This window comes from Micromonospora sp. NPDC007230, from assembly GCF_042869115.1.
Classification (GTDB): domain Bacteria; phylum Actinomycetota; class Actinomycetes; order Mycobacteriales; family Micromonosporaceae; genus Micromonospora.
In genome coordinates this window covers 1-26603 of the sequence record NZ_JBIAFE010000016.1, presented here as the reverse complement: position 1 = coordinate 26603, position 26603 = coordinate 1, and the positions used below count along the sequence as shown (strand labels likewise).

Below are 26603 nucleotides of genomic sequence, written 5' to 3'. Positions count from 1 at the left end.
GCCGAGCCAGCAGAGGGCCTGGCCAGTTCGTTCGGATGTACCGGCCAGGCCGTCAAGGTCACAGCGGGCCCCAACCGAGGGCGGCAGTCACCTGAACACGTGACCAGCCGGTGTCGTGCTGATGGACGATCCGGCCGGTTCGGCCTGGGCCGGCGGGGTGGGCTCGGGCGGTGCGGCGGTCACGGCCAGGACCTGGTCGGCGACGGTGTCTGCGAGGGCCCGATCGTGGGTGACCAGCACCAGGGCGCAGCGGGACCGTTCGACCTGGTCCATGAGGCAGCACATTGTTTCTTCCTGGGTCACGGGGTCCAGGCGTGATGTCGGCTCGTCGGCGAAGATCAGCAGCGGGTCCAGGAGCATGGCGCGGATGATCGCTAGGCGCTGAAGTTCTCCGCCGGAGACCTGGCCGGGCCTGCGCTTCAGTAGACCCTCGTGCAGGCGCATCGCCGCCATCAGCGACGGGAGGCGCTCTGGCGCGGGCCGGTGCCGGCGTACCACGTCCGCCAGCGCCGCCTCGATGGGTACGCGGGCGGGGAATGCCACGGCGGGGTCCTGGTACAGCTTCTGCAGGCGTCCGCCGGCAAGTTCCTCGGCGTGCCGGACGCTGCCGGTGTCGGGCCGGAGCAGGCGCAGCAGGATGTTGCCCAGGGTCGTCTTGCCCGAGCCGCTCGGACCGGAAAGGGCCAGCCGGTCCCCTGGGTGGATGGTGAGCGACACTTCGGAGAACAACGTCCGGCCGGCGAAGCCCTTGGTGACCCGATCGGCCTGTACAAGCGGCGGCGCTGCGGGCTCCACGGTCCGCTCCTGCGTCCCGCTCCCCCGTCCGCGTACCCACGGATGTTGCCACCGGCCGGGCTCGGCGGCCAGCAGCCGCCGGGTGTAGGGGTGCGACGGCGTGGTGAGCACCTGGTGGGCGGGCCCGCGCTCGACGATGCCGGCCTCCCGCATCACCAGGACGTCGCCGCCCAGGTCACGGCCCAGGTCGAGGTCGTGGGTGATCGTGAGCAGGATCCCGCCGGCTGCCACGTGCCGGTGCAGCAGCGCAGCGAGGTCGTTGCGTGCCTGGTCGTCGAGCCCCTTGGACGGTTCGTCGGCGATGAGCATTCGGGCTCCCCCGATGGTCGCCGCAGCGAAGGCGACCCGCTGGGCCATTCCGCCGGAGAGGGTGTGCGGGTAGCTTCGTCCCGCGCCTGCCACACCGAGTTCCTCGAGCACCTTCTCGGCGGCGCGGTATGCGGACTGCCGGTCCGACCAGAATTCGGCGGAGCCCTCGGCGACCTGTCCGCGCACGCGCATGGTGGGGTCCAGCGCCAGCACCGGTTCCTGCGGCAGCAGCGCCATCACGCGGCCCCACAGGCCCCGGCGGGCCCGCCGCTCGGCCACGTCGTAGCTGGTTCCCTCGACGACCACGCGGCCACGTGCCTCCAGGCTCGCGGCGAGGGTTCCCATGACGGCGTGCGCGAGCAGCGACTTTCCAGAGCCGCTCTCGCCGACGATCGTCACCGCCCGGCCGGGCTCGAGCCGCAGGTCAGCGACGTCCAGCAGGATCCGACCGGCGTGGGTGACGACCAGGTCCCGTACGTGCACGGTCATGACGTGCTCTCCTTGCTCCGCAGGCCCAGGAGCCCGACCAGGACCGTAACGAGGACAAGCGCCGGTGCCAGCGACATCCACGGTGCCTCGTCGTAGAACGGAAACGCCTCGGTGACCATGAGGCCGAGTTCGGGGGTCGGCGGCGCGACGCCGACGCCGACGAAGCCGAGGGTGGACAGGGCCAGCACCGAGGTCCCGATGCCGAACGTGGCCATGGTGGTCAGCAGCGGGCCGAGGTCGGGCCACAGGTGGCGGCGCAGCACGTGCACTGCGCCCAGTCGCAGGAGTTGTGCCGCCTCCACGGCCGGTCCGCTCAGCACCAGGGCACTGCGCGCCCGCACGACGCGGAAGTACTCGACCCACTGCGCCAGCGCGAGGCCGGCGTACAGCGCCCACAACTCGCCGCCGGACATGGCGGACACGATGAGGACTATCAGCAGTGCGGGGAGCGCCACGAACGCCTCGGACATGCCGTGCAGCACGGTGTCGACGATGCCGCCTCGCCAGGCGGCGAGGATGCCGGCCAGCGTCCCCGCGGTGATGGCCGTCGCCACGCAGGCGACCGCCATCACCAGGGACAGCCGGGTGGCCGACGCGAGCCTCCCCGCGACGCTTCGTCCGAGGTGGTCGCGCCCCAGAGGCTCGGCCAGGCTGGGCGGCTTCAGGAAGCGCGTCAGGTCCTGCGCGGCCGGGTCCGGCCACACCCACGCCCCGATCACGGCGAACAGGCCCAGAAGTATCAGCGCTGCCGCGGCGCACCGTTGCGTCGGTGAGAGCCGGCGCAGCCGCTGCCCTGCCCGCCGGCGGACCGATGTGGTCGTCGTGGTGGTACTCACGAGGCCACCTGCCGCCGTCGCGGGCGTGGATCGAGGGCGAGGCCCGCCACGTCGACGACTGTGTTGATCAACACTACGAGCAGGGCGAGCGCCACCGCGGCCGCCTGGATGACGGGCACGTCCCGCCAGAAGACCGCGTGGACCAGGGTGTGCCCGAGCCCGGGCCAGGCGAACAGGCTCTCCACCACGACAACCCCTTCGATCAGGATCAGCGCCTGCGCGCCCACGTAGGCGACGAGGGTGACGCCGGCGTTGCGCAGCACGTGCCTGGCCAGGACGGCGCGTCCGCGAAGCCCCTTGGTCTCGGCGAAGGCGATGAAGTCCGAGCTGCGCAACTGCGCCACGGTGTCGCGGGTGACGCGGGCGAACAGCCCGGACAGCCCCACCGCCAGGGCCGCCGCGGGCAGGACGACGTTGGCGGCAGCGCCGTGCCCGACGGCCGGGAGCCAACCGAGATGGACGGAGAAGAGCATGATGAGCAGCAGCCCGAGCAGGAACGGCGGCAGCGCGCGGGCGCCGGCGACCCAGACCGTGGTCAGCCGGTCGAGCGGGCCACCGGGACGCCAGGCTGCGGCCACGCCCACCGGCGCGCCGACGGCGACCGCGAGGGCGAGCGCCGTGGCGGCCAGCTGCAGGCTGCTGGTCACCGGCAGCAGCAACTCGTGCGCCACCGAGCCGCCGGTCACCAGGGACGTGCCGAGGTCGAACTGCGCGAGGTCAGCCCACCAGCGAGCCAACTGCTGCCACCCCGGGGCGTCGAGACCGAGGTCGGCGCGCACGGCGTCGGCTGACGCGGCCGTGACCCGGTCGTAGCCGTAACGGCCGGCGGCGATCCGGAACGCGATGTCCCCTGGCAGGTTCTGCACGATGGCGAAGCACGCCGTTGACACCAGCAGCGTGACCGAGACCGCCTGCAGGGCCCGCTGTGCCAGCACCCGGGCGACGGGAGGGGTGGTGCGCCTGCGTCCGACCGCCGGTCTGCGGACCGCCAGTTCGACCTCGTCGGTGGCGACCGGTGGCGGTGCGGGCGTCACGACGACCACCTCAGCTTGTCGAGCAGCCAGGAGCGCTCGAGTGGGTCGAGAGTGAACCCGTCGACGCGGTCGCTGACCACCGCGCTCTGGCGGTACCAGGCCACCGGGATGACGGGCAGCTCGCTCTGCAGGATGCCGGAGATCTTCTCGCGTCCGGCCGCCGCCGCGGCGGCGTCGGTGCCGTCGGCGAGGTCACCCAGCGTGCGGGTAAGTTCAGCATTGCTCCACCCCATGGCGCCCCAGTCCGCGCCCCGGGGACCGTAGTCGGTGCCGAGGGTGACCAACGGGTCGGGGACGAGCGCGAAGTTTCGGGCGTACAGGCCCAGTTCCATCGTGCCGTCCTGGTGGCCGGCGGGGATTTCACTGGAGTTGCCCACCTGCACGTTCACGCGGATGCCGACCTCCTTCAGCGCGGCTTGCACGGCGGTGGCCAGGACCGGCAGCTCCGGGCGGTCGGGGAAGGTACGCAGCGAGATCTCCAACCGCTTGCCGTCGCGGGTCAGGATTCCGTCGGTTCCCGACGTCCAACCTGCCTCGGCGAGCAGGTTGCGAGCCTGTCCGGGGTCGTGCGCGAGCGGCGGCACGGAGTCCTGGTGCCACTCCGGGAGGGACGGCGGGAAGAGCTGGGTCGCTGCCATCTCGGGGTCGCGCAGCAGGGCCGTCGCCATCGCCTTGCGGTCCAGGGACGCGCTGATCGCGCGCCGCACCCGTAGGTCGCCGAGCACCTCGTGCCCGGCGTTCACCTTGAGCAGGATCGTGCGCGGAAGGGTCACCGACGAGATCTCGACGCCGGCGGCCCGCTGGATTCGCTGCCGGCTGACCGGGTCGATGCCGAAGGTCACCTCGGCCTGCCCGCTTTCAGCCATCAGCGTGCGCGTCTCGGCGCGACCAACGGCCTGGTACGAGATGCGCTTGATGTTCGGCTTCTCGCCGTTCCACCGCTCGAACGCCACCACCTCGAGTTTCGATGGCTGCTCGATCCGCTCCACCCGGTACGGTCCGGTGCCGATCACCTTCCCGACCTTGCCGTCCGCGCCGTAGGAGGCCGGCGCGAGCACCTGCGTGCTGGCGTGCGCGAGGACAGCCGGGAGCGGAGCGTACGGCCGTTGGAGCTGGACCCGCACCTCCCCGCCGTCGCCCGTGACCGCAGCCACCGGCGCCTCAGCCCACGGCGTCCCAGGCTCGTCGCGGGCAGTCTTGAGCGAGGCGGCGACCGCCTCGGCGGTGACGTTCGTGCCGTCGTGGAAGACCGCGTCCGGGCGCAGCCCGAACGTCCACGTCCGCTGGTCGCCGGACACCCGCCACCCGGTCGCGAGTCCCGGCCGCAGGACACCCCGTCCATCGGCGTCCACCAGGGTCTCGGCCACCTGCAGCCGGGTGAAGAAGCCGTCGCTCCGCGACGGCTCAAGGCTGTGCAGTTCGAACGGGCCGACGACGCGGAGCAGCTCCGCTCCGCCACGGGGCTGTCGCCCGCCCTCGGGCGGTCCGCTGCAGGCCACCAGCACCGCCGAAACCGCCATTGCCACGCCCGAGGCCGCCAGCCTGCGCCACATCATGTTGATCTCCTCCCGCATGCGCAGCCCACAGGCTAATTGGCGATCGTTTTCATTCTCAAGTTGCCATGTATGCACCAACCAGGACCGCCGAGCGATACGACTGCGCAGCAATCCACCAGGCAGGGAGCAGGAGATCCGATGACGTTGGAAGGCCACGCCGGCTCCGCGCCGACCGGGTCGCTGACGGACTACCGGCATCAGCATGGCGTCGCCGTTCGGTCTGATGTGGCCGGCCTGCCACCACACCAAACGGCGGCGGGATCAGTCAGCGGAGCCGGTCGTTGGCCCAGCGGTAGGCGCCGGCGAAGGGCAGGAACCAAGCGGTGCCGCTGTAGAACGGCACGGGCACCTTGGCAAGCCGAACCCACTGCTCGCCCGTTACTTCAGGCCTTTGGCATACAGCGGCAACACGACCTCGTCGACCCGGACAGGCGGCGCTGCCGCTTACGCAGGGTCTGCGGCTCGAACGTCCCCGCCCGGTCCCGCGGCACGTTGATCCGCGCCGGGCCGCTGGCCTCGGTCAGGACCGTCTTCGGTCGGGTGCCGTTGCCGAAGTTGCCCGACCCCGCACCGACGCCGTCGGCGGGGTGCTCATCTGGCCGAGGATGCCAGGTGGCAAGGCAGCAGAGCCCACCGAGATTCAGGGCGCATGGCCTTACGCTGATGAGCAGCCAAAGACCTATCCGATCATGACTGGCGTCAAGCGTCCTGCGACGCCTCGTCAAAGTTCATGCGAAACCAGCACCGAGGCCGTAACGGACTGCCTGGCACCCAGTAGGCGGGTGCCAGGCAGTCGCTTGTCAGCCGTTCCGGGAAAGCCTCAGCGCGAAGGTGCTGGGGCCGACGTTGCTGAGCGTGGTGGTGTTCGCAGCCAGGTACCGGTCCAGGTACGGCGAACGGTCACCCTGAGTCGGCGCGTCGGACCGCGGACCCTGCACATCCAGGGCGAGCCGCGCGCCGGAGATCTTGATCGTGTGGCCCGAGGGCATGGCCCGCCATCTGTTGGAGTCGATGGTCCCGATCTGGACCCCCAGCCGGTGCCCACGCTCGAAGGTCCAGTCGGTCGACTTTAGGTCGAAGGAGATCGATCCGTTGCGCTCCACCAGCGCGACGTTCTCGTCAAACATGGTCGCCCTACCATTCGGAGCGACGTCCCACAAGCGCACCATCACGTTGCCGCTCGTGCTCGCGTTCAGCGTGATCCTCGGCGTACCGGTGAGCCGGAGTGCCTGGGGCGCGGGCGTGGACCAGGTCCAGAAGCTGGTGGTGGCGGTGTCGCCCTTCTTGGCCCTGTTTCTCTCGGTACGGGACAGCGGTTCGATCCGCGGCGCCCGCTCCAGGTCCCAGCGACCGGTGTCCACTGTGGCAGCCGCCTCGGCAGCAGCCGTCGAGGCACCGCCGTCGTCGAGGTACTGCCCGGTCGAGAGCCGTGCGTCGTACGACGTCGCGGTCACCGGCCAGATCGCCTGCGCGCGCCAGTGGCCGAGGCTGTCCTCGATGACGTACGCCGGATCGGTCACCGACGGGTCGGTGCCGCGGAGGTACTGGTCATAGAACCGCATCACCTCGTCGAACCAGCCGGCACGGCCCATCGACAACCGGCCGTCGGCGCCGGTGTCGTTGCCTCGCACGTGCTCCCACTGGCCGAGCCAACCGCGTTGCGGACCCTGGTGGTTGTCCAGGTACTCCTCCATGTCCTCCGGCTTGGTGTTGGGCTCGATGAAGCCCTGGGTCACGAACAACGGCGTGCCGGTACCGGCAGCGTCCGCGGCAAGGTTCCGCGCCCTCCAGTACCCCGAATCGGGGTCCGGGTTGTTGTTGTTGATCATGTTGTCGCTCAAGCACTTCGGATGGCTCGCCTCGTACAGCGCGTTCGCCTTGTACCGGTCGCTGTCGCCGGCCATCGGAGGCATCGTCGCGATCGAGTTGTACGCCGCCGGAGTGCCCGTGACGTTGGGACGCGGCACCTTGTTGCTGAACAGGTAGTTGTACATGTCCCAGACGGGCTCCTGGGCAACGACCGCCTTCAGGGCGTCCATCCTGAGGTTGTTGCCCACCAGCCCGGTCACGGCGTCGTACGACTTCCCGTACATCCCGACCTTGCCGTTGGACCACGGCTGGCTGGCCGACCACTCGATGGCCGCTCGGACGTCGGCCTGCTCGCCCGGACCGACCCAGTCCAGGCACCCGGTGCTGCCGCCGAAGCCGCGCAGATCGACCATCACAAAGGTGTAGCCACGCGCCATCAGGCCGGCACCGTCGACGAAGTCCTGGAAGCGCGCCGATGGCCCGACCCGGTCCCACCCCTCGGGGCCAGTCTGCCCCGAGTGCGCGAAATAAGGGCCCACCGACAGGATCACCGGCGTCTTCGCATCCGCCGGCAGGTCTGCCGGACGCAGCACATCGGCATGCAGCTCAACCCCACTACCGTCCGACGACGGGAAGTACGCCTCCGTCCACGCCGCCCCCTCGGGAACCCGTGGATTCTCCTCGTGGGTAATCGGCTCGTCAGCTGCCGCGGCTGCCGTCCCCGCCTGTGCCCCCGCAGGCAATCCGCCCACGGTGAGGGTCGTGATGATGGCCAGTGCACCGGCCGCCGCGACGGGCGACAAGTTCCTGCGAAGGTTCATCCATCCTCCCCTGAAGTCAGCTCCAGACGAGGGCCCCGTCTGGCTGGCTATCGAGGGTAGAGAACCTCTCCGGTCATGTCTCCCCTCGACCTTCACCGGGCCCGGACGGGCAAGTCTTGGGCGCTTCGACACCACGGGCGCTGGTACCGGAATCAAGGGTCGTCCTCTCCGACGTGCGGATGCCCTGATGAACGCGGTCATGGAACCGGGTCCAGCCCGGCCGCCAGGAATTCCTGGCCGCACCCTTACTTGGAGCCAGCACCGGCGACGCCTACTCCACGCCGATGCCACGGTTCGACTAGTTCTACAACGGACGGCGACTACATGGAGCGGCAGAAGGGTCCGGCGGCCGACAGCTGCAGCGCGGCAAGTCGGCCAGCAATTCGTCTCCCGGTGCGATCCACTCGATGCTCGCGACCGATGGTTCCCGCCGTGCTCCCGTGGGCCACCGGCGACAACGAGGCCCTCACCTGGCATCTGCTGGACCTGGCGACGGTGCGCTGAGGATGGCCGGCAGTCCCGCTGGACCCCGCGCAGCCGAACGCGCCCCAGGGTTGCTGGTGCCGATATGATCCCGTGACGCCCGCCTATCAGGAGGCACCGTGCGGCCCGCTCACCACACGACCGGCCGAGGCGTCACCAACGACGGCTCGCGTACGCCTCCCGGGCACCCTTCGACAAGGGAGCGTCGATCGGCGGCCGAATGGTAGCCCTCAGCGGGGTCATCGGCATCCGCCAGGACGAGCAGCTAGGCACCAACCGGCGTCCCCGCCGAGGACTAGGTCGAGGTCACCGACCGGTACGGCCGCGGACCGTCACCGACATCAACGGCGCCCCCATCCTCTACCTGGCGGGAGAATCCGGTGCCCCACCAACAGTACGGATAGTCATGTCCCAGCTGGCGTTCCTCGGCCAACGCAAGGAAGACCGGATGTCTGAAACCACCACGCACACCGTCACGAGGGTGGCCGGCGGCCGCCGGGTGCAGGCTGTCACCGCGGTAGGCGCGGCAGGCGACGAGCTGGCCGGCGCCGATGGCTGAGCCGTCGGCCACGAAGGCGATGGCTCGCCCGGCGTCCCCGTCGGCCCGTGACGGCGCGTCGATGCGCCTGCTCGCCATCGCCGGTGGGCTCGCGGTCGCGCTCGTTGCCGGCTTTGCGCTCGGCGAGGTGGTCCGCGACTCGGCGGGCCCGACTGGATCGGCTCCGATGGGCCGGCCGCCCGGCGCCAGCCTGCCCGCCTCGCGTGGCACCGGGCACCAGCACGCGGGCGGTGCTGCAACGACGGCTGCCGGCGCCGAGGTAGGCGGGCTGGCCGTCAGCGCCGGCGGCTACACCCTCGCACCCGAGACGACCTCGCTCACGGCGGGCGCGCGGAGCACCTGGCGGTTCCGCGTGATCGGCCCCGACAGCAAGCCGGTGACGAACTTCGCAATCGTGCACGACAAGCCAATGCACCTGATCGTCGCGCGTCGAGACTTCTCCGGCTACCAGCACCTGCACCCGACGATGGCGCCGGACGGCACCTGGAGCGTCGACCTGTTGCTCCCGCAGGCCGGCGCGTGGCGGGCGTACGCCGACTTCGCGACCGTCGGCTCGGCCAACGCGCAGGTCCCGCTGACCCTCGGCGCGGACCTCACCGTGCCCGGCGATTTCCGGCCGCTCCCTCTGCCCGCCGCCAGCCGCGAGTCCATCGTCGACGGATTTGCCGTGACCTACGAGGGCACGCCGCGACTCGGTGAGACCCAGGCGCTGGTGTTCCGGGTGAGCCGAGACGGTTCGCCGGTGGCCGACCTGCAGCGCTACCTCGGCGCATACGGGCACCTTGTCGTGCTACGGGAAGGCGACCTTGGGTACGTGCACGTCCACCCGGAGCAGCGACTCCTCGGCGGCGCGGTCAAGTTCTGGCTCACGGCGACGAGTCCCGGCCGGTACCGGATGTTCTTCGACTTCCAGGTGGGCGGCAGAGTGCACACCGCCGAGTTCACGCTGGTGGTGCGGTAGCGCCGCCACCGGGCACAGTTCCTCCACGAGTCACCGGCACGGCAACGGGCCGCGTTAGCCGTGCCGGTGAGTACGGCAAGGGCTTGCTCCTTGTCCCCGCTCGTGAGGAAGGCCGGACAGGGGATGGTTCCGCGCCACCAGGCCGACTACCATGGCGCCGATCAGCTACATTGATCGATTTACCTGATCGGATGTGATCGCATGCGGCAACCCCGCAGAGGCGTGATCCTACTCTCCGTCGTCCTCGCCGCCACCGCACTGACGGTTGGACCGGCCGGCGCGGACAACACAAAGGTCTTCGACGACGGCGGTGTCGTCGTCGAAAGTCACCAGCACGGTGGCGAGGGCGGCCACCTCGACCACGACAGCAAGGACGTCACCCTCGTCGGCAAGGCACGGGTGAACAACGCGCGAGCGGGCGTCGTCTCCGATGTCGGCGTGCTCGGCAACTACGCGTACCTCGGCGCGTTCAACAGCGATCCGTGCGAGGGCGGCGTCTACGTCATGGACATCTCCGACCTCAGCAAGCCCCGCCAGGTCGGCTTCATCGCCGCGTCGCCGGGCTCATTCGTCGGCGAAGGGATCCACCCGCTCCAGTTCAGCACCCCCACGTTCACCGGCGACGTGCTGGCGTACAGCAACGAGTTGTGCACCGACGCCGCGGCACCCCCGGCCGTGGGTGGAGCGACCCTCGTCGACGTTTCCGACCCCCTGCACCCCGTGGTCCTCGCCAACGGCTTCGGGGCAGTCGAGCCGGGGGTGACATCGCGGGCGCGGACAGTCCACAGCACGTTCATGTGGCAGACCGGGGCCGGACCGGACCGCAAGGCCTACATCGTGCTCCCAGACAGCCGCACGCCCATGCTGCCCATCTTTGACATCACCGACCCGCGGCACCCGGTCCAGGTGATCGACGTCGACGTGGCCGCGATGTTCCCGCAGATCCTGCAGCCGGGTGTCGACCTGGACACGGTCTTCTTCCACGACGTGGTCGTTCGCAAGCACGGCAATCGGCAGATCATGCTGCTGTCCATGTGGGACGCCGGCTACGTGGCGCTCGACGTGACCGACCCGGCCCACCCGAGCTACGTCGCCGACACCGACTTCACCTTCCCCGACCCGCAGTTGCACGAAACCAACGGGGTGACGCTCGGCCCCGAGGGCAACGGCCACTACGCCGAGTTCGTGCACAACGGCCAGTACGTGCTGACCACCGACGAGGACTTCGGGGCGACCCGGGTCCGTGTCGCGACGAACGACGGAGGCGACTTCCGGGCGGTGCAGGCCGGCAGCGCGCAGCTGCCCACCGGCGACGAACTCTCCGGCACAGCCATCTTCGTTGGTCTTGGTTGCAACGCAGACCCGCCAGCGCCCGCCCCGGCAACCGGCGGTCCCTACGTCGCCCTCGTCGAGCGGGGCGGATGCGGCTTCACCGAGATGGCGGCGAACGTGGAGTCGCGCGGGTACGCGGGGACGGTTGTCTTCAACCGGACGGGTGCGTCGGGCGGCTGTGGCTCGCTGGTGAGCCCGTCGGTCGTGGCCAACAAGCCGTTCTTCTTCGTGAACCGGCAGGCCGGCCTGTCCATCATGGATGCGGACGCCGGCTACGACGAGGCGGCCTGCCAACGGAGCTCGGCCAGGGCCTCGGTGCCGGTCGGCACTGTCGGGGACACCGTCACCTTGGCTGCCACCTTCGATGGATGGGGCTACGTGCACCTGTTCCGCAACGGGACCGGGAAGCTGCAGGAGCTGGACACCTACGCCGTACGGCAAGGCATGGACCCGGCCTACGCCAGCGGGTTCGGCAACCTGACCGTGCACGAGGTGGCCGTGTCGAAGCAGAACCCACACCTGGTGTACGCGTCGTACTACGACGCAGGGCTACGGGTCCTCAGCATCAAGAACGACCGGATCACCGAGGTCGGCCACTTCGTCGACGAGGGCGGCAACGACCTCTGGGGCGTGCAGATCCTCCAGCGCGCCGGAGGCGAGTACGTGCTCGCCAGCGATCGCGACTTCGGGCTGTACGTGTTCAAGTACACCGGCAAGAACTAGGTAAGCACTCCCCCGCGGCGCCGTCACCCATGAGGTGGCGGCGCCGCCGCATTCCCGGCACCTGCCCCGCACGGTCGACCACTTCGTTCATGGGAGGATTCCGCGGGTGTGAGCGACTGCTACTTCGCCAGTATCGGGTGGATGACGTCGATGCCTTGCTCGCCTACTACGGCGACCCGCTCGTTGCTCGCTATGTTCGATGGGAACCATGGTCGCGCGAGCAAGCGGTCGAGCAGGTCGCCAAGCGCATCCACCGCTTGGGTGTTACCGGGATCGAGTCCGCTCTGGCGCTCAGCCAGCTCTACACCGTGAAGGGCGACGTCACCAGCGGCTATGGGGTCTCCCTGGTCGTCGGCGTCGACACCACCACGACCCCGGCCGGCGGCGGCGCCCCGCCGTCCGGTGGTCCGGACGGGACCCCGCCTTCTGGCCCGCCACCGAGCGGCATGCCCAACTGAGAGCGGCACGGATCAGGGTGGCGTGGCCGGGGCGGCCCGCAGCTGTCGCGTTCGGTGAGGACGGGCGCGAGCAGCCGGGTCTGCGCGCCGTGCCGGCCGTCGAGCAGGTTCATCAGCATCTCGACAGCGAGCGCCCCCACCTCGTCGGCGGGGATGTCGACGGTGGTCAGCCGCACCGGCAGCCCGAGGGCGACATCGTCGGGGCAGATCGCCAGCACCGACACGTCATCCGGCACTCGGCGGCCGGCCGCGTGCAGGATGCCGAGGACGGATCCGAGCGCGGCCTCGTTGTGCACGACCAGCGCGGTCGCATCCGGCAGCTCCGCGTCGACCCGGCGCAGGCATTCCGCGGCGCCGTCGAAGGTGGGTTCGCACGCGTGGGCGACCGATGCGAGGCCGAAGTGTGCGACGGCGTCGGTGAAGCCGGACAGGAACCGCTCGGCGTACCCGGTGCCGCGTTGGTAGACGACGGGTGGTGGGCCGACGAGGGCGACCGAGCGGTGGCCGTGCTCGGCCAGGTGCTGCACGGCCGCGTATCCGGTGGCGGCCCAGTCGAGGTCGACGCAGCTGATGCCGGCTGGCCGGTGGGGCAGGCCGATGAGCACCGCGGGCTGGCGTAGCCGGCTCAGCACCGGAACTCGTACGTCGTCCGCCTCCACGTCCATGACGATCAGGGCGTCGACCATCGCGCTGCCGGCCACCCGTTCCAGCCCGGCGGTGCCCTCGTCCTTCGTCAGCAGCAGTACGTCGTGGTCGTAGGAGCGGGCGGCGGTGACGACCGAGGTCACGAACTTCATGATCACGGGCACGTTGATATCGGCGCGCAGCGGCGCGACGAGTGCCAGCACGTTGGTGTGCCGTCGGGCGAGCGCCCGGGCCCCGGCGTGGGGGCGGTAGCCCAGTTCGGCGATGCTCGCCTCGACCCGGGCCCGGGTGGCCGCGGAGATGGACCGCCGCCCGCTCAGCACGTACGACACGGTGCTCGGGGAGACGCCCGCCGCCCGCGCGACATCCGCGATCGAGACCACGCCACCTCCCCCATGGTCGAACCGTTTCGACTATGCCGATCAAGCTATGCGTCGCGGCCCGGCCCTCGCAAGTGGTGGCCGGGCGCGGCGCTGGCGGCCCGAGCAGGGCCTGCCATTGACATCGATCGTGGCGTGCCCCTAGCCTGGCCGTCGAAGCGATTCGACTCGCGTCCCCGTGCCGGTGAGCGGCGCTACCGCCGCCCTACCGGTACCGACCTGGGCTGCGGACGTCGTTTTCCCCATCGTGCTGTTCCCGACGTCGCCGCAGACCTCGAAGCGCTTCGACCGCCCACCACCGAGGAGGCCCGTGTGAGGCGCAAGGCGTACTTCCGACGCGTCATCCCCCCGCTCGTGCTGACCCTACTGCTGGCCATGCTCGCGGCGCCCGTCCCGGCGGCCGCCCAAACCCCCGAACCCCTACCGTTCCGCGACCCTCAGCTGGCGCTGGACGTCCGGGTCGACGACCTGCTGGGCCGGCTCACGCTCGACGAGAAACTCTCGCTCATGCACCAGTCCCAGGCGGCCATCCCCCGCCTCGGCATCTCCTACTTCAAAGCCGGCACGGAGGCGCTGCACGGCGTCGCCTGGTCCAACGACCTGAACAACAACTGGAGCCAGGTGCTGGCGCGCGGCACCGTCTTCCCGCAGGCCGTCGGCCTGGCCAGCACGTGGGACCCGGCCCTGGTACGACGGGTCGGCTCGGCCACCGGCGACGAGTTGCGCGGCTATCACACCATCGATCCGACCGTCTGGGGCCTGCAGGCGTGGGCGCCCGTGGTCAACCTGCTGCGCGACCCGCGCTGGGGACGCAACGAGGAGGGGTACTCCGAGGACCCGCTGCTGACCGGCGCCATCTCCGTGGCGTACGGCAAGGGCCTGTCGGGCGACGACCCGACCTACCTCAAGGCCGCGCCGGTGCTCAAGCACTACTACGCCTACAACAACGAGGTCGACCGGAGCCGGACCTCGTCCGGGCTGCCGCCCAGGGTCAAGCGCGAATACGACCAGGCCGCCTTCCGGCCGGCCATCCAGGCCGACGCGGCAACCGGCGTGATGGCCTCCTACAACCTCGTCAACGGCCGTCCGACGCACCTCGACCCGGACCTCAACGAGGTGGTCCGGAGCTGGACCGACAAGGAGCTGTACAACGTCAGCGACGCCTGGGCCCCGCACGCGTTGACCCAGCTGCAGCACTACTTCGACGACCCGACCGAAGCGGAGGCGTACGCCGCGATGGTCAAGGCCGGGCTCGACGAGTTCACGGTGGACGACACCAACAGCGCGCCGATGGCCGCCACGCTCAAGATCGCGCTCGACCGTGGCCTGCTGACCGTCGCCGACGTCGACCGGTCGGTCCGCCGGGTGCTGTCGATCCGGTTCCGGCTCGGCGAGTTCGACCCGGACGGCGGCCCGTACGCCGACATTCCACCGAGCGTCATCGACAGCCCGGCACACCGCGCCCTCAACCGCGAGGCCGCCGACTCCGCCATGGTGTTGCTGCGCAACAACAAACGTAAGCTGCCGCTCGACCCGGCCAAGACGCGGAACGTGGCGGTCATCGGCCCGCTGCACGACACGTTGTTCAGCGACTGGTACGGCGGGACGATGCCCTACCAGGTGACCCCGCTGGCCGGCATCCGCGAACGCCTGGGCGCCAAAGCCACCGTCACCGGCGTCGAGGCCCTCGACCGGATCGCGCTACGCGACACCGCCACAGGCCGGTACCTGACCGCCACCGGAACCGGCGGCGGCGACAACGTCGTGGCAGCGACCGGCCCGGCCGGCGCGGCCGCCCAGTGGGACGTCAACGACTGGATGGCCGACGTGGCAACCCTGCGCAACGCCGGCAACGGCCGGTATCTGACCGGCAACTGGGGCCCCTTCAACACCGCCTCGGAGCGGCCGAACGGCTGGTACGTGCAGCAGCAGTTCCGATTCGAGCGACAGCCCGACGGCACGTACCTGATCCAGTACGTCGGCTACGAGACCAACGAGAGCTGGTGGTCGATCCCCGAGCACTACGTCACCGTGGCCGCCGACGGCACCGTCGGCACCGGCTCGAAGGCGGACGCCGCCCGGTTCACCCGCGAGGTTGTCCGTGACGGCGCGGCGAACGCCGTTGCCGTCGCCTCCGGCGCGGACGCGGCCGTCATCGTGGTCGGCAGCAACCCGTTCGTGTACGGCCGGGAAAACCACGACCGCACCAGCACCGCGCTCGGCGCCAGCCAGCAGCAGCTCATCGACGCCGTCACGCGGGCCAACCCCAACACGGTCGTCGTGCTCGAGACCAGCTATCCGACCACCATGGACGTCCGGCCGGATGCGCTCCTGTGGACCACCCACGCCGGCTCGGAGACCGGGCACGCCGTGGCGGGCGTGCTCTTCGGCGACCACAACCCGGCCGGTCGGCTGACCCAGACCTGGTACGCCAGCGACGCCGATCTTCCGCCGAACCCGCTCACCTACGACATCATCGGGTCCGAGCAGACGTACCTCTACTTCCAGGGCAGCCCGCGCTACGCGTTCGGTCACGGGCTGTCGTACACCACATTCGCGTACGCCAACCTGCGCACCAGCGCCGCGTCGGTGTCCGCCGGCGGCTCCGTACAGGTCAGCGTCGACGTGACCAACACCGGCCACCGCGCGGGCGAGGAGGTCGTGCAGCTCTACACGCACCAGCGACAGTCGCGGGACACCCTGCCGGTCAAGCAACTCCGCGGCTTCCAGCGGGTGTCGCTGGCGCCGGGCCAGACCACGACCGTACAGCTGACGCTGCGCGCCGACGACCTGGCCCACTGGGACGTGACCCGCGACAAGTGGGTACTCGAGTCATCGATGCACGACCTGCTCGTGGGCGCGTCGTCCGCCGACATCCGCCAGCGAACGACCCTGCGCGTGGACGGCGAACACATCCCCGCCCGCAACCTGTCCGTGCCGACCCGGGCGGAGAACTTCGACGGGTACGCCGGCATCCAACTCGTCGATGAGAGCAAGGTACGCGGGACCTCCGTCGGTGCCGTGGAGTCCGGCAACTGGATCAGGTTCGCCGGTTGCGCGCTCGGCCGCGCGGAAACGACGTTCACCGCTCGGGTCGCGAAGGCGAGCGCCGGGGCAGGCACGATCGAGGTCAGGCTCGGCTCGCCGACCGGGCGGCTGCTCGGCACGGCGACCGTCCCGAGCACCGGCAACGCCTACGCCTACGCCACCACCACGGCACGCCTGTCGGTGGCACCGGGCATCCACGACGTCTACCTCGTCTTCCGCTCGGACCTGCGGCTGGCAACCTTCTCGATCGCCTGACGCCTCTTCGGTGCCGGTGCGCGTGGCCACCCCACGCGCACCGGCACCGCCGAGCGTGCCGGTGCCAGGACGTGGCTCTGCTGCCGCGCACTCACCACTGCGCCGGCTGGAACCGGACACCGGGCGGGAAGCGCTGGACCGCACCGCCACCGCGCCCGCACCGAGCCGCTCGTACGCGTCGACGAACGCAGGTCCAGTCGAACCGGTTTCGCTCATCCCCAGGCTCGCGACCGGACCCGCCGCTTCGTGCGGGGTCCAGGGACTGCTCCCCCACCCGCCACGAAGCGACAGGTTCATCCGAGACAGTCGATCAACGGCGAATGGTCATCGGCCAGGCGTGCGAGGTTCCTTCCATCGTGGCGAGTGGGTGTGGTTGGCCGGGCATCGTCGACAGCGCGTCAGCGACGGCGTGCAGGTCCGCTTTGATGTAGGTGGTGGTGGTGGATCCCGGACTGTCGGTGTGTCCGGCGTAGGCGCGGGCCACACCGTAGCCGAAGTCCCATCCCGACTTCATGTACGAGCAGGAACGGGCCCGTCCCGAGCGGGCGGGCCCGCACCGCCACCGGCACCGGCACCGGTCGTCGACAGAGACGTCGCCGGTGTTCACAGTAGGGAGACAGTTCGCTTTCTTGCTCGCCGAGCATGACTTCACCGGGCCAGAACTCCATGAACGCGGCACCCTCGCGGCGACCGGTGAGTGAGTGCCCGCCGCGCCAGCTCGATGGCGCCCGACAGCATCCGCCGGCCGAGTCCCACAAACCACTGCATCGTCGACTCCATGCGGGGTGACGCGAATTGACCGCCCTCGGGGGCCGAGCTGCAGATGGACCGGGCTGCGTCGACACGCCCACTTTGCTAACGGCTGGCGACAGGTCATCGGCCGGACACTCGCGGTGATAGTCTTCGATACTGTCGACGCATGCGGCAGGGTCACAAGGGAGTCACGGGACACGGCTCGGTCCGATCGTCCTTGGTGCACGGTGAGCGACGGTGATGCGTGCGGCACGCGCAGCACGGCGGTCCTCAGCGGCCCGGGCCGAGCGTACCGGCCGTGTCCACTGAGGTCATCGCCGTACTGCGGCGCGCGTCACTGGCGGCCGGGTGGCCAAGCGTATATCGGTACGTGCGGCGCGAGGTCGACGACATTATCGACGTCTTCGACCAGACGGTGCGGCCGATCGTTGACCGGACCATCGACGGCACGCTCCGGCGGCAGGAGGTCTCGCGGATTCTGCTGAGCACGAGCGTCAAGGTGTGCCTCGCGATGTCCGGGTACGCGCGGGCCACCGGAATCGCCTTCCAGGCCGACCGCGCCGTGCTGGGCGGCTCGTTCACCCGCGTGTACGACGACCTGTTCGACAACTTCCGCAGCCAGTGTCTGGACGAGCGGCTGACGGTCCTGTTCGAGGGCGGCCCCTTCCAGCCGCAGTCGGACGCCGAGGCACTGCTGTTGGCGCTCTACCACACCATCGAGACGGCGCTGCGGGACGAGGAGTCCGAGCCGGTCTACGCGGCCCTGCGCGGGATGCACCGGTTTCAGATCCAGTCGCGGCAGCAGCGGAGGTCCGTCGTCTCCGGGCAGGACCTGCGCCGGATCACCCGCGGCAAGGGTGGGCTCGGCACCACGGCGCTGTTCGGACTGCTCCGGCCGGCGCTCTCCCCCGACGACCAGCGGCTGCTCGTCGAGCTCGGCGACATCCTCCAGGTCCTGGACGACTACCACGACGTGGCCCTGGACCGCTCCGAAAGCGTCGTCACCGAGGTGACCCTGGGTTCGGTCACGTTGACCGAGACCAGCCAGCGGATCAGGTGGCTCCGCCGAGAATTCCGCCGGCAGTACCCCTGGCACAGCCGACGCCGACTCTTCGGCATGTTGTTCATGATGTTGGCGCGTGCCCTGGTCCATCACCTGGTCGACCGGCACCGGCACCGGTCGGACGCCCCGCCCCGTGACGCACGCGCGCCGTCGCCGCCCCACCCGGACGATCGTCGGCCGCACCGGTTACTGTTCCGGCCGGCCGGGAACATCCGCCCGGCGGCGGGCGCCGCCCCGGCAAGCGAGACGGCTTGATTGTGCGCATCATGCCAGCTTGTTGGGTTCACGTTCGGTGGACGCCCGGTGGCGGCCGGTAGAGTGACCGCGGAGGACCTTCCGGCTGTGCGATCGCCCCCGGGGAGTCGCGTTGCAGGCGGCCGTAGGGGCCACGGCCGGGGCCCGCAGCAAGGCGGCGACAGTGCGGGCAGCACGCCGGGGAGAGGCGGCAGGCAGTGGGGACGACAGAGATGGTGCTGGCCGAGTCGGGCAGCATGCGGCCGGAGGTCCCGATACCTCTGGCTCCGCTGGGCGGCCCCGCCCACGTGTTGCGGCGACTCACCGTCGGGCCCGGCCGGTCGTCGTTCGAGCGAGCCCGCAACATGACCCTGGGCTGGCTGGCGGCCGCCGTGCTGGCCGTGATCGTCGATCGTCTGCTAGTCGACCACGTGCTGGCGACCTTCGCCTCCATCACCCTGGTCGGGTACACGATCGTGCGCGCCGCCGCCCTGGTGGTCGTCGAGCGGCGGCAGTATGGCTTCGAGTGGCGGTGGCTGGACGACCTGTCACGCCTGTTGCGGCGGCATCCCTTCGAGGTGGTCGCGGTCCGGGTACAGGTGGCCATCGACGAGACCCGATCCACCGCCCGCGCCGTCGACCTGACCAACCCGGCCGACGTCGCGTGGTTGCTCAACCAACAGGCTGCCGCCACGGCCGACGTATCCTCCCAGGTCCGAATCGAATTCGGCTACTGGGAGACCGATGGCTCCGGTCGGGGCAGCGACAGCGTGCGGCGAAGCCTAGCGGACCTCAAGATCCATCCCGTGGGCACGCCCACCAGCCGGGCGCGCATCCGGTTCCCGCAGGCCCGCTACGTCGCGGTCGCCGGTGCTGCCGGGTCGAGTGACTGCTGGCCCGGCCGCGTCGCGCACTGGTCCCTGGTTGGGCCTGTGCAGCTCACCACCGCCCATGCGGCGTAGCGACCTGGCCAGCGAGCCGGTCAGCCTTGGACCGCCGTCTCCGCTTCCGGTGCCCCCACCGACGCCGGCGAGGGCTGCACCAGCCGTTCCTGAAGCAACACGTGCCGGAACTGGTAGAGCGGTCCCACCTGGCGGAGCACGCCGAGTTTGTGCGCGTCCTGGAGGAACGTCATGAGCCGCAGCGGGGTCCACCCGCGGTACGCCAGCCAAAGCCGCGCGAGCACGAACTGGGCCCATGCGCTGGTGGTGTAGACCATCATCCCGAGGCCGGCCGCCCCGAGCAGCAGTCCGACGGAGGCGCCGAGCAGCCCCTCCATCAGCGGGCTGAGCTGGAAGATCAACCCGTACTGCTCGGCCCCGACGACGCCGCCCATCAATCCGCCGACCAGCGCGCCGGCCACCCCGCCCAACGCGGTCCCGTACAGCACGGTGCCGCGATCACCGCGCAACACGTTGCCCGGGCTGGCCGGCTCCTTCGGCTCGGTCGGCTCGGTGAACCGACGCACCATGCCGAAGACGAGCCCGAAGAACAGCCCGATCAGCGCGCCGTAACCGACGCTGAACAGCAGGCCGACAATGAGTCCGCCGACGAGCGCGCCGATGATGCCGAAGCCGATGTCGCGGACCAGGAACTCCGGCGCCAGCTCCGCGCGGCGGAAGATCCGGGGTACGAACCGGCGTGGCCGCTTGTCCCGCAGGCTGCCCAGCGGAAGGGCGCCGAAGAAGCCGACCAGCAGGCCGAAGGCCACACCGAGGTGGGGCCGGCCGAACAACCCGAACATCACCCAGCCCAGCAGGGCGCAACTCACCGTGCCTACCGTGACGCGCACGACCTGCGAGACCGGACGGGGCACCGCTCGGGGCAGCTGCCACCACGCCAGGTCGCGGGTCCTGAGCGTCTGGAGATGCCCGGCCAGGAACACCAGCGCCCGCTGTGCGACAGCCGGGTCCCACCGCCGAGAGACCCGGATCGGGCTCGGCACCCCGCGGTGCGGGCGGGTGCGGAACACCGTGGGGATAAACCGGTCCAGGAGATGTTCCTCGACGTCGTGCTGCCGCGGGAACCGACGCCTGTCGAGCAGTTCCCGGGGCGAGGTGTCTTCGGTCTCGTAGACGGTGCGGGCCAGCGCGAGCATCAGCGGGTTGGTCAGCGTCTGCGCCAGTTCGTCCGACGGGTGGGCGACCAGGTCCGCAAGGACCGGCTCCCACTCCTCTAGCCGGGCATCGGCGGTGGCGTCGAGCAGGAAGTTCGCCGCCGCCTGCGGCTCCAGCGGCCGCAGGCGGACAACCAGCACACCGACGAGCAGGTTCGGTGCGTTGGCCGCCAGGAACTCCTCCATCCGGCAGGTCAGCACAAAAGGCCGATCGGCGGACCAGTCGTCGTCGAGCGCGCGCAGCGCGACGGGCCGCAGCTCGGGTGGCATCTCGTCCAGGCCGTCCAGGATCGGCAGCACCAGGCGCTGGGTGACGATCTCACGGATCGCACCGGCACCGAACCGCGCCTCGTTGCCCAGGAACGGGTAGTCCTCCACCAGCCGGCGGACCAGCCAGTCGTCGAGGTTCTCGTTCGGGTCCCAGGTGGCGATCTGCAACAGCACCGGCACCCGCTGGGAGGCCTCTTTCAAGAGGTCCAGCGTGAGGATCACGCACAGGCCTGTCTTGCCCGAACCCGGTTCGCCGATGACCACCATCGGGCGAGGCTGCCCGACGAACTCGTCGATCAACCGCGGCAGCTGCCCGGCCGGCGGCAACCGCACCCGATCGTTCGGCCGATCCGCCACCTCCCAGCGGACCGGCATCTGGCGCGCCTCCTGAAGCTGGCGCCGGCGCGCCTCCTCGTCCCACTGCTTACGCACCTCGATGGCGAGCACATGCACCGCCTGGTCGACCTGCTCCGGAGTGCTCTGCCGGCCGGGCGTCGACCAGCTCAGCGGGCCGATCTTCAACACCGGCAGCAGCGCGACCAGGGTGGACACGATCGTGAGCACAGTGGTCAGGTTGGAGCTGCCGAATCGTATCCACGCGATCGCGATGACGGCGGCCAGCACGAGCCAGAGGAGCAACGGATACGCCGTCCTGCGTCGCCACATGTTCGCCATCGGCTCCCCGGTCGTGTCCTACCAATTCGCACCGCTCCGACGCGCCGCGAGCACCCTCAAGGCACTACGAAGCGTGCCACGTCAGCCGCAACTGGTAAAGCCGGAGACGCCGCACGACGGCGAACGATGAGACCTCCACCGGTGGCCAGCCCGCCCGGGGCGGGCCGTCGGGATCATCGACATTCAGTCGCTGCCACCAGGGAATAGTGCGTCACCAGTGGCACCATCCACCGAATCCGAGGTTGAGGCCAATCGCTCACGCAAGCCTCCAGCCGGACGCACACCATTGCCATTCTGCGTACCCGGCCGCCCCGGGAGGCCGTTCGCCGTCCCAGAGACGTAGCGGGCCTGACTGACCGTAGCCGAGGTCGCCTCGCTTGTTGCTTGAGCCCTTTCCAACCTGATCTTGCAGGTCAGGGTGGTAGGCGGGGTTCGCAGATTGATGAAGGCGAGGCTCCAGGTAAGACAGCAAATCTGTGAGTGTGGTTTGTCAAGTGGTTGTGGTCGTGTTGGCGAGCAGGCGATCGCCGACCTGCGGGCCGATCCGGGCGCCGATACCGGGTACGCACGCGTTCGCTTGGCTGAGCTGCTGGCCGACGCCGGGCGTCTGAACGAGGCGGTTGCCGTGCTGCAGCCGGCCCAAGAGAGGTGGATCCGGTCCTTGCTTGCAAACTACTCATTCGCCAGGGCGACCCGAGGAGGCCGTCGCGGTGATACGCCCTTGAGCGCCGGCGTTAACCTTGCATCCCCGCGCACGGCGGCCAGATGCGTGCGCTGGGCATGCAAGGCCGACCACCGGGTCTTACAGCGGAAGGAGATCCTCGGCGAGGGCGTCCGGGATCTGCAGCGCGTCACTCGAACCGGTCAAGAATGGGAACCCGCCGCGGAGGAAGACCCAGTTAAGGTACTGCACGAACGGCATCGTCGTCTCCGCGACGAACAGCCCGTCGGCATGAGCATCAGGCACCGCCATGCCGTACGGACCGCCACCGCTGACGTTGTCCTTGTGGTACCGGTCCGGCGCCAGGGTCAGCTGGAACGGCCTGGCATTGGGATTGTCTGCACTCCGATCGCGCCACTGCTCCCATTCATACTCGTAGTGGAAACGCATAGACGAGTGGGGATAGTGCGAACCCTCGACCTGGATCACCAGCGGATCGGCCGACGCAGACAGCGGCCAGTCCGGATGTGTACCGACGAGCCAGACATCCCCGACTATGCGCACCCACGACAGCAGCGTGAGCGGCACTGGACCGAACCGCTCCTGCAGCCAGGCGGCATACTCAACGGCCGCAGGAGTCGGCGGGATATGCGGTATCACCGGAGTCTGCTCATCATCGTTGGCGTGGAACCGATACCCGTCACGAATCAACCGCTGCACGATCACCTCGACGTTGTGCCGCGCGCGTCGGGCCATCTCGTCACAGACGAGCTGCACCTCCTCCAGTGCATCAGGATCCCGTACTGCATCGCCGAGCTGCGCCAGCTCATCCCACACCTGCCCGCGCTCCCCGGCGCGGTAGCGAACCAGCCAGTCCCCAGTCATGGGCACGATCTTCTCGCATTCTGGCTCCGGACCATGCCCCAGAACGCACCGCCCGCCCAGGCCGCGCCCCGGCCAGACCTGGTCGTCGCCACCGGAGCTACTGGCCCGCCGGAGGCGACCTCGGACCGCCTCGACCACTGCGACGACGGGTACCGGGCTCGGGCAGACTGAGGTGCTCGGCTCTCGGCCTTTTTCAGGCTGGCCCCGGCCACGCCTGCCCCGCCTTTCCCGGAAAGCGCTACGAGGACTGGAAGCTCGAAGACCCGGCCGGCAACGGCGTCGAGGCCGTGCGCCCGATCCGAGACGAGATCCGCGCCCGGGTGGAGAAGCTCCTCACCGAACTGCGTCCCATCGCCTGACCAACCCGCCTGACCAACCCGCCGGCGCTGCCCGTCCGCCCGGTCACCCGTTGGGCGGGGCCGACCCTCGCTCATCCGGCCGTTGACACGGCCGGGACAGGTCAACACGGCTCCCTGCCCGCAAACTGACGGTGACCGGGTACTGGTTCAACCGGCGTATCGACGGTGTTGGTGCAACGATGGAAGACGTGCCAACTGCGAAAACTTCTACGCCTGCCATCTCGCCGCTTGCCGGCGAGCCGATCAAGCGTGCCGATGCCGAGCGGCTCGCGGGAGTGCTGAAGGCAGTCGCCGACCCGGCCCGGCTACGACTGCTCAGTCTGATCCAGTCCGCACCAGAGGGCGAGGCGTCCGTCAGTGACCTCACCGCGCCGCTTGGTCTCTCCCAACCGACCGTGAGTCATCACCTTCGGATCCTCACCGAGGCCGGCCTGCTCGAACGCGAGCAGCGCGGCGTCTGGGCGTACTACCGGCTCGTGCCGTCCGCGATCGCGGCGATCGCCGACCTGCTCACTCCGCCCCGCAAGCGAGCGACGAAGAAGGCCCGCTGAGCGGCACCCTCGAAGGCCCCCCGGGCCTGCGGGCGCCGGCAATGACGTCCGCACTGGTCACGACCGCGTCAACCACGCCGACAAGGTCTTGCCTACGACGCCTGGGCTGATCGGATCAGTGGCGACACCCTGGCTGCGGAGTAGGGACGCCAGTGTTTGCCCGTCACCGGCCAGCCGGCGCCGTTGGCCGGTGAGCCGCTTTCAACGGTGGGCGATAGCCGACCGGGCATCAGTTCAAGGGGTGATCGATAGCGGTGTGGCGGGCGAGCAGCGGTTCGAAGATGTCGCGGCCGAGCGTGACGGCCTGGTCCTGGTCGAGAACCGTGGCGGCCAGGTTGGGGTGGGCTTTGGTCCATGCCTGAGCGCTGGATCCGCTCGTGAAGAAGTTGATGGTGGAGCAGCAGGTGTCCACCGAGCGACCAGCGTCTCCGGTGGCCGCGTACACGATCACCGCTTCCGTCGGCTGAAGGTGGCGGCACCGTTGGTGATGGTTACGCGGACCGATTGGCCGGTGTGCGGGTCGACGAAGGCGACTGCCGCGTCGGTGCCGAGCATGAACGGCATGCCGAACGCGTCGATGGCGCACATCGCGAACACCTCGACATCGCCGAATGACACCCCGGTGCGGCGTTGGCGTTGGGGAGAAAGGGTAGGCCGCGACCAGACGCCCGGCGCTGTCGACGGCGACAAGATCTTCCCGGGCAAATTCCCGCAGCGGAATCCGGGCTCAGTTTTCGGCGATGTCACCGGTCGGCGCTACCGCGTTTACGGGTCGAAGCCGGTTCATCCGGGCCGACCCGGCGATCAGGGTTAGGCTGCCGATCAGCGCGAGCGCGATGACGCTGACCGCCAGCGGGTTGGCGATCTGGTTGGCTAGCGGGTACATGTAGTCGGCGACGAACAGCACGCTGGCGGTGTTCGGGTCCGGGACCATGCTCAGCACGTTGTCCAGGGTGTTCACCCCGCAGGCGAGGAGAGCCGGCAGGCCGAGCAGCAGGATCAGCCGCCGGGTCGACCGTGGGGTCCGGGCGACCCGGTGAGCCATCCAGGTCATCCCCTGCCACATCAGGATCAGCCCGATGACGAACCCGGCGACCGCGCCGACGAGCACGCCGCTCGGCTCGATCGGATAGGCGCTGACCGTGACGGTCTTGTCGTATGCGGACACGCGTAACAGCACCCCGTCCTGGTGCGCCCAGAACACCCCGTTCGGGCTGTTCACGCCGCCCTGGCTCAGGGCGCCGGTCCGCCAGCCCGCACTCGTCACGTGCTGGTAGGCGTCGGCCAGGACGGTCGGTGTCTCGGCGACCTGCTCGTAGACACGGATCTGGCACATCGGTGCCGGCCGCCCGCCGTCCCAGCCCTCCTCAGCGAAATCCTGGAACTCGCCATACGTCTTGTAGGCGTAGGCCATGTCGAGGAGATTGTCGCCCGGGAGTTCATGAGTGAACGAGGCCGGCCGACCGGCCAGATCGTCGCTGAAAGCGGCAAGGTCGGGTTCCTGGGGGTTGGCGAACCCCCAGACGGCCAGGGCGCCGGCCCCGCTGAGCACCACGGCCGCCCAGATCGCCACGAGGCCGGCCGCGAGCCTGCCGATCCAGGTAGGCGGCACGAACCGGTACCGGAGACCGTTCACCAGCAGGTAGGCCGCCTCGCCGCGCGACGGCCGGACCTGCCCCGGCTCGGCCGCGTCGAGCAGGGTGGTGAGGATTTCCAGCCCGCGTTCGCGCCGGTAGAAGCCGGGGTACGCGCGGAGCAGACGGCAGTAGGAGCGCTCGAGGTCAGGCATGCTGAACTCCCCCGATGAAGCCGAAAGCCTCGCGCAGTCGGGAGGCGGCCACCTTCGCGTTCGATTGGAACCGCTCCACCGCGGCTTCGAGCGCCGCGCGGCCGTCGTCGGACAGCGCGTAGTAGCGACGCAGTCGGCCACCCACGGCCTCTTCCCGGTCGACGACGATCAGGCCCTCCGTGCTGAGCCGGTCCAGCGCCGCGTACAGCGTCCCGGCCTTGAGTTTGACCCGCCCGCCGGACAACTGTTCGACGGCCTGGATGATCCCGTAGCCGTGCAGCGGGGTGGCGCGCACCAGCGCGGTCAGGATGAAGAACGTCGGTTCCTGCATCGTCATGGCCCACACGATAGACCATCTCTATATACAGTCGATCTGAATACAGCCGATCTGAATGCCCACCGGGTGCTGGCGTCGGCCGATTGGCTGCATCACGCGAGGCTCCGGAGGTGGCTACCCATCTACATCTCGACAGAAGCGGATGCGCCATACGGCCGATGCCGGCTCGCTGCTAACGGAACAGCCCTGGGTCTTGCTGAATCCGCCCGCTCGGCTCCGAGCACGCCGACGCACAAGGACCAGCCCAACCCCGGCATGAAGGACATATTGAAGGTCTGAATCGGCCTGGGTTTCCCGGAGGGCATGATCTAACAGGGAGAGAATCATGCCAGCACCGAAGAAGTATGACGATGAGACGCAGGCGCGTGCGGTCCGGATGTATGCCGACCGGATCGCCGGTGGTGATGTTTCGCAGGT

Annotated in this window: 19 protein-coding genes and 3 pseudogenes; 8 read left to right on the top strand and 14 right to left on the bottom strand. The window is 69.7% G+C overall.

Features of this window, described 5'->3' with window-relative positions:
- Window positions 1–87: 87 nt before the first annotated feature.
- From ACFYML_RS22190 to ACFYML_RS22165, 6 genes and pseudogenes are all read right to left on the bottom strand, one after another.
- A complete protein-coding gene (locus ACFYML_RS22190; protein WP_387422455.1) occupies window positions 88–1593 on the bottom strand; it encodes an ABC transporter ATP-binding protein in 1506 nt (501 codons plus the stop codon).
- Window positions 1590–2429: an ABC transporter permease gene (locus ACFYML_RS22185; protein WP_387422454.1), complete on the bottom strand. Its 840-nt coding sequence runs from the start codon at window positions 2427–2429 to the stop codon at window positions 1590–1592. Before ACFYML_RS22185 ends, ACFYML_RS22190 begins: the two co-directional genes overlap by 4 nt.
- Complete coding sequence (locus ACFYML_RS22180; RefSeq protein ID WP_387422453.1) at window positions 2426–3463, bottom strand: ABC transporter permease; 1038 nt, start codon at window positions 3461–3463, stop codon at window positions 2426–2428. The genes ACFYML_RS22185 and ACFYML_RS22180 overlap by 4 nt, the downstream gene beginning before the upstream one ends.
- The gene (locus ACFYML_RS22175) at window positions 3460–5175 is read right to left on the bottom strand and encodes an ABC transporter substrate-binding protein (protein WP_387422452.1); all 1716 of its coding nucleotides are present in this window, start codon (window positions 5173–5175) and stop codon (window positions 3460–3462) included. The genes ACFYML_RS22180 and ACFYML_RS22175 overlap by 4 nt, the downstream gene beginning before the upstream one ends.
- Before the next feature lie 228 nt (window positions 5176–5403).
- Window positions 5404–5576 (bottom strand): annotated as a pseudogene (locus ACFYML_RS22170) (transposase); the annotation flags it as partial.
- A gap of 243 nt (window positions 5577–5819) precedes the next feature.
- On the bottom strand, window positions 5820–7649 hold the full coding sequence (locus ACFYML_RS22165; RefSeq protein WP_387422451.1) for a CocE/NonD family hydrolase: 1830 nt from the start codon (window positions 7647–7649) through the stop codon (window positions 5820–5822).
- Window positions 7650–8538: 889 nt separating this feature from the next.
- On the opposite strand from ACFYML_RS22165, the gene ACFYML_RS22160 reads away from it, so the two are divergent.
- The 3 genes from ACFYML_RS22160 (at window position 8539) to ACFYML_RS22150 (ending at window position 11707) form a co-directional block, all read left to right on the top strand.
- Entirely contained in the window at window positions 8539–8691 is a 153-nt protein-coding gene (locus ACFYML_RS22160; RefSeq protein ID WP_387422450.1) for a hypothetical protein, read from the top strand.
- Window positions 8684–9652 carry a hypothetical protein gene (locus tag ACFYML_RS22155; RefSeq protein WP_387422449.1) on the top strand — a complete coding sequence of 323 codons (969 nt, stop codon included), beginning with the start codon at window positions 8684–8686 and terminating at the stop codon, window positions 9650–9652. The genes ACFYML_RS22160 and ACFYML_RS22155 overlap by 8 nt, the downstream gene beginning before the upstream one ends.
- Window positions 9653–9874: 222 nt before the next feature.
- Window positions 9875–11707 carry a PA domain-containing protein gene (locus tag ACFYML_RS22150; protein WP_387422448.1) on the top strand — a complete coding sequence of 611 codons (1833 nt, stop codon included), beginning with the start codon at window positions 9875–9877 and terminating at the stop codon, window positions 11705–11707.
- Between the two features lie 331 nt (window positions 11708–12038).
- Here the strand turns inward: ACFYML_RS22150 and ACFYML_RS22145 are convergent, their stop codons facing one another.
- Complete coding sequence (locus tag ACFYML_RS22145; protein WP_387422447.1) at window positions 12039–13193, bottom strand: LacI family DNA-binding transcriptional regulator; 1155 nt, start codon at window positions 13191–13193, stop codon at window positions 12039–12041.
- Window positions 13194–13502: 309 nt separating this feature from the next.
- On the opposite strand from ACFYML_RS22145, the gene ACFYML_RS22140 reads away from it, so the two are divergent.
- Complete coding sequence (locus ACFYML_RS22140; RefSeq protein WP_387422446.1) at window positions 13503–16493, top strand: glycoside hydrolase family 3 C-terminal domain-containing protein; 2991 nt, start codon at window positions 13503–13505, stop codon at window positions 16491–16493.
- A 310-nt stretch (window positions 16494–16803) separates the two neighbouring features.
- On the opposite strand, the gene ACFYML_RS22135 is transcribed toward ACFYML_RS22140, so the two are convergent.
- A complete protein-coding gene (locus tag ACFYML_RS22135; protein ID WP_387422445.1) occupies window positions 16804–17007 on the bottom strand; it encodes a hypothetical protein in 204 nt (67 codons plus the stop codon).
- Window positions 17008–17616: 609 nt separating this feature from the next.
- On the opposite strand from ACFYML_RS22135, the gene ACFYML_RS22130 reads away from it, so the two are divergent.
- Window positions 17617–18564, top strand: a complete 948-nt coding sequence (locus tag ACFYML_RS22130) for a class 1 isoprenoid biosynthesis enzyme (protein ID WP_387422444.1) — start codon at window positions 17617–17619, stop codon at window positions 18562–18564.
- A gap of 344 nt (window positions 18565–18908) precedes the next feature.
- The gene (locus ACFYML_RS22125; protein ID WP_387422443.1) at window positions 18909–19505 is read left to right on the top strand and encodes a hypothetical protein; all 597 of its coding nucleotides are present in this window, start codon (window positions 18909–18911) and stop codon (window positions 19503–19505) included.
- Window positions 19506–19525: 20 nt separating this feature from the next.
- Here ACFYML_RS22125 and ACFYML_RS22120 read toward each other — a convergent pair whose 3' ends face one another.
- From ACFYML_RS22120 to ACFYML_RS22110, 3 genes are all read right to left on the bottom strand, one after another.
- Complete coding sequence (locus ACFYML_RS22120; RefSeq protein ID WP_387422442.1) at window positions 19526–21568, bottom strand: hypothetical protein; 2043 nt, start codon at window positions 21566–21568, stop codon at window positions 19526–19528.
- A 526-nt stretch (window positions 21569–22094) separates the two neighbouring features.
- The gene (locus ACFYML_RS22115) at window positions 22095–22247 is read right to left on the bottom strand and encodes a hypothetical protein (RefSeq protein ID WP_387422441.1); all 153 of its coding nucleotides are present in this window, start codon (window positions 22245–22247) and stop codon (window positions 22095–22097) included.
- A 159-nt stretch (window positions 22248–22406) separates the two neighbouring features.
- Entirely contained in the window at window positions 22407–23150 is a 744-nt protein-coding gene (locus ACFYML_RS22110) for a hypothetical protein (RefSeq protein ID WP_387422580.1), read from the bottom strand.
- Window positions 23151–23350: 200 nt separating this feature from the next.
- On the opposite strand from ACFYML_RS22110, the pseudogene ACFYML_RS22105 reads away from it, so the two are divergent.
- Window positions 23351–23509 (top strand): annotated as a pseudogene (locus ACFYML_RS22105) (phosphatase); the annotation flags it as partial.
- Between the two features lie 179 nt (window positions 23510–23688).
- Window positions 23689–24060 (top strand): ArsR/SmtB family transcription factor, encoded by a 372-nt coding sequence (locus ACFYML_RS22100; RefSeq protein WP_387422440.1) that lies wholly within the window; start codon window positions 23689–23691, stop codon window positions 24058–24060.
- A gap of 229 nt (window positions 24061–24289) precedes the next feature.
- Here the strand turns inward: ACFYML_RS22100 and merB are convergent.
- The 3 genes and pseudogenes from merB to ACFYML_RS22085 all read right to left on the bottom strand — a co-directional run bounded on the left by merB (window position 24290) and on the right by ACFYML_RS22085 (window position 26180).
- Window positions 24290–24624: pseudogene (gene merB / locus ACFYML_RS22095) on the bottom strand (organomercurial lyase).
- A gap of 163 nt (window positions 24625–24787) precedes the next feature.
- On the bottom strand, window positions 24788–25849 hold the full coding sequence (locus ACFYML_RS22090) for a hypothetical protein (protein WP_387422439.1): 1062 nt from the start codon (window positions 25847–25849) through the stop codon (window positions 24788–24790).
- On the bottom strand, window positions 25842–26180 hold the full coding sequence (locus ACFYML_RS22085) for a PadR family transcriptional regulator (RefSeq protein WP_387422438.1): 339 nt from the start codon (window positions 26178–26180) through the stop codon (window positions 25842–25844). Before ACFYML_RS22085 ends, ACFYML_RS22090 begins: the two co-directional genes overlap by 8 nt.
- Window positions 26181–26603: the final 423 nt, after the last annotated feature.

Bases quoted from the DNA above. Each gene is read 5' to 3' on its own strand.
- ACFYML_RS22190 (WP_387422455.1), bottom strand. From the start codon at position 1,593: ATGACCGTGCACGTACGGGACCTGGTCGTCACCCACGCCGGTCGGATC.
- ACFYML_RS22135 (WP_387422445.1), bottom strand. From the start codon at position 17,007: ATGAAGTCGGGATGGGACTTCGGCTACGGTGTGGCCCGCGCCTACGCC.
- ACFYML_RS22125 (WP_387422443.1), top strand. From the start codon at position 18,909: ATGACCCTGGGCTGGCTGGCGGCCGCCGTGCTGGCCGTGATCGTCGAT.
- ACFYML_RS22085 (WP_387422438.1), bottom strand. From the start codon at position 26,180: ATGCAGGAACCGACGTTCTTCATCCTGACCGCGCTGGTGCGCGCCACC.
- ACFYML_RS22090 (WP_387422439.1), bottom strand. From the start codon at position 25,849: ATGCCTGACCTCGAGCGCTCCTACTGCCGTCTGCTCCGCGCGTACCCC.
- ACFYML_RS22100 (WP_387422440.1), top strand. From the start codon at position 23,689: ATGGAAGACGTGCCAACTGCGAAAACTTCTACGCCTGCCATCTCGCCG.
- ACFYML_RS22160 (WP_387422450.1), top strand. From the start codon at position 8,539: ATGTCCCAGCTGGCGTTCCTCGGCCAACGCAAGGAAGACCGGATGTCT.
- ACFYML_RS22165 (WP_387422451.1), bottom strand. From the start codon at position 7,649: ATGAACCTTCGCAGGAACTTGTCGCCCGTCGCGGCGGCCGGTGCACTG.
- ACFYML_RS22110 (WP_387422580.1), bottom strand. From the start codon at position 23,150: ATGACTGGGGACTGGCTGGTTCGCTACCGCGCCGGGGAGCGCGGGCAG.
- ACFYML_RS22155 (WP_387422449.1), top strand. From the start codon at position 8,684: ATGGCTGAGCCGTCGGCCACGAAGGCGATGGCTCGCCCGGCGTCCCCG.